We start from the raw sequence: 7,630 nt of genomic DNA, 5'->3' as shown, positions 1-7,630 counted from the left end.
TCCTTGTCATTAAAAGTCTTCAATGTACAGTCTTCTTCCATCATCTTCTGCAGTGCCTGGGAAATCTTATCAACATCGGCTTTGTTCTTGGCTGCATAACGTTTGTATGTATAAGGGGCACTGAGTTCAAACTTATCAAAAACAAGCGGATCGCTCTTCAGTGAAAGGGTATCGCCGGTTTCGGTGTTGGTCAGTTTGGCGATGGCACCGATATCGCCGGCTTTGAGTTCAGGTACTTCAATGGCTTCTTTGCCTCGAAGAACATAGAGACGGTTCATCTTCTCTTCTGTTTCACGTTCATAGTTATAAATCACGGAATCCGCTTTCAATTCACCGGAGCATACCTTAATTAATGAGTAACGACCGATGAAAGGATCTACGATGGTCTTAAATACATAGGCCGAGAATGGACGTCTGGAGTCATAATCCACATTGTATTCCTTGTCAGTTCTAGGATCTTTACCAAAAATCTTGACTGTATCACGGATTGGTGACGGAAGGAATTCAACACATGTCTTCACGAGATTCTCAATGCTGATATTGTAAAGGCCGGAACCGCACTGAACCGGAACAACATTGCCGTCATTGACATTCTGTCTGAGGGCATCGATAATCTCATCAATTGTGAATTCGCCGCCTTCGAAATAACGATCCATGAATTCTTCACTTGTCTCAGCAACCGCCTCAAGGAGTGCTTCGCGGCAAGGTTCTAATTCTGCCTGAAGTGCATCAGACAGATGCATATCTTCTATCGCAATGTCTTCGAACTTATTGCCGTCGTCTGTGCATTTGCGTCCCAGCATCTTAACAACATTCACATAGCCGGTGAACTTTCCGTCTTCCTTGACAGGCAGATGGAAAGGAGCAATCTTCTTGCCGTATAATGCACGAAGGTCTTCTACGATCTTCGCATAATCTGCATTGTCATCATCAATATCTGTTATAAAGAATACTCTCGGAATATCATACTTCTCACAGAATTCCCATGCACGTTCTGTGCCTGCTTCTACACCAGCTTTACCGGAAATAACGATGATCGCGCCGTCTGCAACGGATAATGCTTCTTCAACTTCACCAACAAAATCGAGATAACCCGGCGTATCAAGAAGATTGATCTTCCAGAATCGCCATTCAATTGGAACGATGGATGTGCTGATTGAAAACTTTCTCTTGATCTCTTCTTTATCATAATCGCTGATAGTATTGCCATCAACCACTTTGCCCATACGTGATGTAACACCTGTTACATTCGCCATTGCTTCAACAAGTGTTGTCTTTCCGCAGCCGCCGTGTCCCAGAACTGCTACGTTACGAATATCCTGTGTCTTATAAACCTTCATGTCCAGTCCTCCAATACGATTTGATACATAGGTTAAACTTCTGGTGAATACATGATCTATTGAAGAAAACCCATGTCTATATTCTACTAAAAAGATGATGATTTTTCAAGTATTTTATCGATATTTAACAATAAATTCTGAAAATTATTTTCTGATAGTTGGAATATTTGAACTAGACAGATAAAATTTACTGCTTTAAAGTCATAAATCATTGACTTTTATATAGGTAAGTGTTAGACTGATAAAAGCTTAACTTAATTTTATCATACAAAAGGGGAAATATTATGTCTGACAAAACAATCGGGTTTATCGGTCTCGGGCTTATTGGCGGTTCCATTGCCAAGGCCCTTCGTCGTGTACATCCTGAATATAGATTAATTGCATACAATCGCTCCAGAAGCAGTCTTGTGGAGGCGATGTCGGATGGGACGATCAATCAGGCAACGGATGTGATCGATGCTTCATTTGCAGAGTGTGATTTTATTTTTCTGTGCATGCCGGTTTCTGTGAATATCCAGTGCCTGAAGAAGTTAAAGGATCTTGTGCCGGATACCTGTGTGATTACAGATGTGGGCAGCGTTAAATCCACAATTCATGAGGCGGTCAGAGAACTGGGAATGGAGGCGCGTTTTATCGGCGGGCATCCCATGGCCGGATCAGAGAAGACAGGCTATACAAGTGCAACAGACCGGCTGCTAGAGAATGCTTACTATATTATAACACCTACTGCCCTTTCCAATCCTGACAAGGTGGCGGAAATGCGTCAGCTTGTAACAGATACAGGTGCAGTTCCAATCGTACTGAATTGTGAGGAGCATGATTATGCAACGGCTGCGATCAGTCATCTTCCCCATGTTATTGCCTACACACTGGTGAATCTTGTCCGGACATCTGATAGCAGGGAGGGGCTGATGCGTCAGCTGGCAGCAGGCGGTTTCAAGGATATCACCCGTATCGCCTCATCGTCCCCGGATATGTGGGAATCCATTTGTCTTGAGAACCAGGGGCAGCTTTTGAAGGTGATTGATGCCTATAAGGCTTCATTGGAAGATATATCAGAGGCTATCAGAGAGAATCGGGGAGACAAACTGCATTGTTTCTTTGAAGAGGCCAAGGATTACCGCGACAGTATGCCGATGAAGATGAAAGGCAGTATTGAGCCGGCCTATGAGATATATGTGGATCTGATCGATGAATCTGGTGCGATCGCAACGATTGCAACTATACTGGCTTCCAATCGTATCAGTATTAAGAACATCGGCATTCTCCATAACCGGGAATTCCAGGAAGGTGTTTTGCGTATAGAATTCTATGAACAGGATGCCGTGGAGAAAGCAACAGCACTGCTGTCCAAATATTCCTATATTATCCATACACGATAGACGGAAAAAGTTCTGGATTCTGCAGCATAAGAAAACCCTGCTGAAAAACTAATTTTCAGCAGGGTTTTCTGTTGGATCAATAAAATCCTGTATTCTGTGACTCAGGAGATAGGCATAGGCTTCTACCATATTCTCGGCGGTACATTGTTGATTATTGCTTTGAATCCACATCTGAAGAAGGTTGGATAATGAGTTGGCATAAAAAGCAGCAACAAGTTCAGCCGTCACTAAAGGATTGTTCGTCTGGTTCTCTATATAGATTTCGCTCATCTCTGACAGGAAAAGATTATGCAGAGAATTCCTGATAATGTCCGTGAAGGCATTCTGACCTGTAATCTCAAAGGCTTTCCTGTAAAAAGCACAATCGTTCTTCATACATACAAATAACAGTTTTAAACCTTCTGTATACATCTTCTGCTCAAACATTGCGCGAACTTTTTCTATAATATATTCATTAAAAATCCATTCAACGACTTCGTATTTGTCGCAGAAATAATTATAAAAAGTCGGTCTGATGACGCCGGCTTCATCTGTGATCATTTTGATTGTGATTTTCTCAAAGGGATGATTGCGCATAAGTACTTTCAGACTTTCGCCGATCAGCGCCTTGGTCATCTTTTTTCTTTCCATTCAAAATTTCCCTCCAGGCTGCATGCTCAATTGCAACAATATTAGAAAGTATAACACAAAAAGAAAAAAATGCAAATATAATTTACATATTCTAGTAATAGCAATCATTGATTTCAGAATATTAACATGCAAATTAATATGTGATGTTTGAAACAGATGGATTGCAGACGATAAAAAGGGAACTGCCTCGGCAGTCCCCTCTAAAGAGTGATCATTTTTTGTAATTTGTGTACTGTGGTGTTTTGTGGGTTTCTTCAGCCCAGATCTTATCGGCATGACCCTTCCATTCTTCAGCGTAATTCTTGCATTTACTGCAGAGATGTTCAACGGTTTCAGGAGATTCCATATTTGTCTGGTGAGCACCTGTTTCATGAACCATCTTCTGAAGGAATTCCGGATTCTCAAGCATCGGGCATGGACGCAGATGGTTGTTGTTGAATGGCTGACCGTTATGATAAGCCATAAACAATGGGCTCTGGAGAATCTCAAGAATGGAGTTCTCATGAATGTTTGTATTGGAGAAGTGGATGAATACACAAGGTTCTGCATCACCTGCAGAGTTAATGTGGAAGTAGTTACGTCCGCCTGCAATACATCCGCCGACATATTCGCCGTCATTCTGGAAATCCATTGGGAAAAATCCGATATCACACTGTGGAGAACGGATCTCACGGATACGTTTGATCATGTATTCACGCTGTTCCATTGTAGGCATCAGGTCAAGAACTGCATTGTTGCCCACTGGCATGTAGTGGAAATAGAATCCAAAACGTGCTCCTTTTTCGGAGATCATTCTTAAGAATTCATCACTTGTAACGGCTTCGATATTGGCACATGTGTAGCAGATGGATGTACCGAAAATGATACCGTATTTCTTCAGCAGATCCATGGCTTTCATGACAGCTGCATAATGACCGTCACCACGGCGGGCATCATTTGTCTCAGGTGTACCTTCGATGGAAAGCTGGAAAGTAATATTGCCGAGACGAACCACTTCCTTACAGAAATCTTCATCGATCAATGTAGAGTTTGTGTAGATTGAAAGCTCAACATCGTTATGCTTCTCTGCAAGACGAAGAATGTCGGCCTTACGTACAAGCGGTTCACCGCCTGTCATCATATACAGATAAACGCCAAGTTCTTTGCCTTCTGTGATGATCTTATCCATATCATCGAAGCTCAGATTAGCCTTGTGACCGTATGTACCGGACCAGCATCCCTGACAATGCATATTGCAGGCGGATGTCGGGTCAAAGAGAATCAGCCACGGAATATTGCAGTGGTAGATTTCACGGTTCTTACGGATCATCTTTGTGCCACGGAAGAAAGCCTCAAAACCAAGATTCAATGCAGCCATTTTGGCAACATGAGGATCTGTTTCATCCAATACGCGATTGATGAATTTAATCCATCTGTTATCAGGATCTTTGATAGCTGTTCTAACCTTATCGTAATCTTCTTTGGAAAATCCATTGCCCCAGAACTGTTCTGCCCAGTCTACTAATTCAAGAAATCCTTTTTCTCTGTCTTTGTCTACCATCGCAAGGACTTTGTCGATGATAACACTGGCAGCTGCACGCTGCGCTTTATGTGAAATTTTGTCTAATGTTGTATTCATATTTCAATCCTCCTGATTTATGCTAAATATTTTAATACGACATCTATGGCAGAAATCAACAGCAAAATACCGCCAATGCCGTATGCCTTTGTCTTTTGCTCATATCCAAGCCGCATGCCGGTGTACAGTCCGAGTATAACCATAACGGCTGTAATGATCAGTATACTCAGAGCTACAATATAGAACCCCGCCTTTAAGAGGCCAAATCCCATACCGGCAAAAAGTGCGTCAAGACTGGTGAAGAATGCAGCAACACAGAGCTGTTTGTAATTAACATCGCTCAGTCGTTCGAGAATGCCTTCATTTTTCCAGGCTTTGTATAACATGTATACGCCAATAACCGTAAAAATGATGACTGAAATAAATTCACCTACATAGCTGACATTTTTGGCGATGTCTGCCAGATAAGGAATTAATGTGACCGCATGACCGATGGCAACGGCAACCACCTGCCAGGCACAAAAAAACAGACTCATTTTCAGAAGCTTTGTCTTTTCAATCTTTAAAAGAACGGCTCCCTGACACACAACAACAGCGTAGACATCTAAAGACAATCCGATGGAAATGATAAGTATCTCTATAAGACTCATACCAGACCTCCAGCCCATTTATTTATTTTCTGTATACTTTAGCATGTCTGCTAGCAATTAGTACTATAAAAGAAAATGAGCTGAAAGTACAGATTCACAAAAAGGCAAATGTTCAAAAAGAAGCTACAAAAGGATTAAAATGTCGTATTTTTAGAATATTTTAGTTGTCCAACGGGTGCAATCCCAGACATCTGTAGCGAGACCGTCATAAAAGTCTGGTTCGTGGCAGACCATCAGGATGCTGCCGTTATAATCTATCAATGCACGCTTCAACTCATCTTTGGCATCTGTATCCAGATGGTTGGTAGGCTCATCAAGGAGGAGAACATTGGTCTCTCTGTTGATCAGCTTGCAGAGACGGACCTTTGCCTGCTCGCCGCCGCTTAAGACACGCACCTGGCTTTCGATGTGCTTGGTTGTCAGACCGCATTTGGCCAGTGCTGACCGTACTTCATACTGACTGAAGGATGGAAATTCATCCCAGAGTGTTTCAATGCAGGTTTTTGTGCCGTCACCGGTCATCTCCTGCTCAAAATAACCAATGTTCAGATAATCTCCCTGTTCTACCGTGCCGCTGATGGAAGGAATCAGGCCGAGAATACTTTTAAGCAGCGTTGTCTTGCCGATACCGTTGGCACCGGTAAGGACGATCTTCTGCCCGCGTTCCATTTCAAGATTCAATGGTGTAGATAGTGGCTCATTATAGCCGATGACCAGATCCTTTGTCTGGAAAATGTAACGGCTTGGTGTGCGGGAAAGCTTAAAATTGAATTCAGGCTTTGGCTTCTCGGAGGCAAGTTCGATCACATCCATTTTGTCAAGTTTCTTCTGTCTGGACATCGCCATATTGCGGGTAGCAACGCGTGCTTTATTTCTGGCTACGAAATCTTTCAGCTGGGCGATCTCCTTCTGCTGCTTGTTGTAAGCTGCTTCCAGCTGTGCTTTCTTCATGGCATAGACTTCCTGGAACTGGTCGTAATTTCCCACATAACGATCCAGACGCTGATTCTCCATATGATAAATCAAATTGACCACGGAGTTCAGAAATGGAATATCGTGGGAAATAAGAATGAAAGCATTCTCATAGTCATTCAGGTAACGTTTCAGCCATTCAATATGGACGACATCCAGATAGTTGGTAGGCTCATCCAAAAGCAGGATGTCCGGTTTTTCAAGGAGAAGCTTGGCCAGCAGGACTTTGGTACGCTGGCCGCCGCTTAGATCAGTGACATCCCTGTCAAGGCCAATGTCTGTCAGACCAAGAGCCCGGGCTACTTCATCCACCTTGCTGTCAATCATGTAAAAATCATGCATCATGAGAAGATCCTGAATGGTGCCGAGTTCCTCCATGGCTGTATCCATCTCATCCGGGGACATCCCGCCCATGTTGTCGCAGATGTGATTCATCTTCTCTTCCATTTCAAAGAGAAAGTCAAAAGCGGATGTTAGTACTTCACGTACAGTCATGCCTTTCTCAAGCACGGTATGCTGGTCAAGATAACCGACACGGACGTTTTTGGCCCATTCGATTTTGCCTTCGTCAGGCATCAGTGTGCCTGTAATAATACTCATAAAAGTGGACTTACCTTCACCGTTGGCGCCGATAAGTCCAATATGTTCTCCCGCCAGCATCCGGAAAGAGACATCCTGAAAGATGGCTCTGTCTCCGAATCCGTGGGATAAATGTTCAACATTTAAGATACTCATAAAAACCTCTGTTCAGACTTAAGCAGTGATTAACGTCCACAGCACTGTTTGTACTTCTTGCCGCTTCCGCATGGGCATGGATCATTACGTCCGATCTTCTTGCCTTTAACAACAGTCATAGATTTCTTCTGGGCTTTGTAGAGCTCTTTTCTGCGTTCTTCTGTCAGAAGTGCATCCCATTGAGGCAGGTTGTAAAGCCAATCAGCCTTTGCAGCTACCATGTTGTAGTACAGTTTCTCAAGGTCGATATCAACAGTCACTTCTGATTCAGCAACGATGGTATCAACAGGGTTTGGTGTCTTTAAGCTTTCATTGATACCATCAAGGAAACCGCCGAAACGGACAACATCCATACCGTATTTC

The 7,630-nt window shown here is 43.0% G+C and carries 7 protein-coding genes; 1 reads left to right on the top strand and 6 read right to left on the bottom strand.

Annotated elements, in window-relative coordinates; genetic code table 11:
- A partial coding sequence (locus WMO25_RS12035; RefSeq protein WP_349085507.1) for a GTP-binding protein occupies positions 1-1,340 on the bottom strand: 1,340 nt, incomplete at its 3' end.
- 284 nt (positions 1,341-1,624) lie between these two features.
- Between WMO25_RS12035 and WMO25_RS12030 the strand changes: the two genes are divergently transcribed.
- Positions 1,625-2,722, top strand: coding sequence for a prephenate dehydrogenase (locus tag WMO25_RS12030; protein WP_117526923.1), 1,098 nt, complete (start codon positions 1,625-1,627; stop codon positions 2,720-2,722).
- Between the two features lie 48 nt (positions 2,723-2,770).
- On the opposite strand, the gene WMO25_RS12025 is transcribed toward WMO25_RS12030, so the two are convergent.
- The 5 genes from WMO25_RS12025 to WMO25_RS12005 form a co-directional block, all read right to left on the bottom strand.
- Positions 2,771-3,352 (bottom strand): TetR/AcrR family transcriptional regulator C-terminal domain-containing protein, encoded by a 582-nt coding sequence (locus tag WMO25_RS12025; RefSeq protein WP_015514234.1) that lies wholly within the window; start codon positions 3,350-3,352, stop codon positions 2,771-2,773.
- A gap of 211 nt (positions 3,353-3,563) precedes the next feature.
- Positions 3,564-4,970, bottom strand: a complete 1,407-nt coding sequence (locus WMO25_RS12020) for a radical SAM/SPASM domain-containing protein (RefSeq protein ID WP_349085506.1) — start codon at positions 4,968-4,970, stop codon at positions 3,564-3,566.
- 17 nt (positions 4,971-4,987) lie between these two features.
- Entirely contained in the window at positions 4,988-5,560 is a 573-nt protein-coding gene (locus tag WMO25_RS12015; RefSeq protein ID WP_349085505.1) for a manganese efflux pump MntP, read from the bottom strand.
- Positions 5,561-5,710: 150 nt separating this feature from the next.
- The gene (locus tag WMO25_RS12010; protein WP_349085504.1) at positions 5,711-7,267 is read right to left on the bottom strand and encodes an ABC-F family ATP-binding cassette domain-containing protein; all 1,557 of its coding nucleotides are present in this window, start codon (positions 7,265-7,267) and stop codon (positions 5,711-5,713) included.
- A 29-nt stretch (positions 7,268-7,296) separates the two neighbouring features.
- Positions 7,297-7,630, bottom strand: a 334-nt coding sequence (locus WMO25_RS12005) for an SEC-C metal-binding domain-containing protein (RefSeq protein WP_349085503.1), incomplete at its 5' end; no start/stop codon positions are given.

The organism is Coprococcus intestinihominis (genome assembly GCF_040096555.1).
Lineage (GTDB): Bacteria > Bacillota > Clostridia > Lachnospirales > Lachnospiraceae > Coprococcus_A > Coprococcus_A intestinihominis.
Note: the sequence above shows the minus strand (reverse complement) of the source record. Positions and strands in the feature narration are given on the sequence as shown.

Coding starts and splice junctions, on each gene's coding strand:
- WMO25_RS12030 (WP_117526923.1), top strand. CDS start 1,625: ATGTCTGACAAAACAATCGGGTTTATCGGTCTCGGGCTTATTGGCGGT.
- WMO25_RS12015 (WP_349085505.1), bottom strand. CDS start 5,560: ATGAGTCTTATAGAGATACTTATCATTTCCATCGGATTGTCTTTAGAT.
- WMO25_RS12020 (WP_349085506.1), bottom strand. CDS start 4,970: ATGAATACAACATTAGACAAAATTTCACATAAAGCGCAGCGTGCAGCT.
- WMO25_RS12010 (WP_349085504.1), bottom strand. CDS start 7,267: ATGAGTATCTTAAATGTTGAACATTTATCCCACGGATTCGGAGACAGA.
- WMO25_RS12025 (WP_015514234.1), bottom strand. CDS start 3,352: ATGGAAAGAAAAAAGATGACCAAGGCGCTGATCGGCGAAAGTCTGAAA.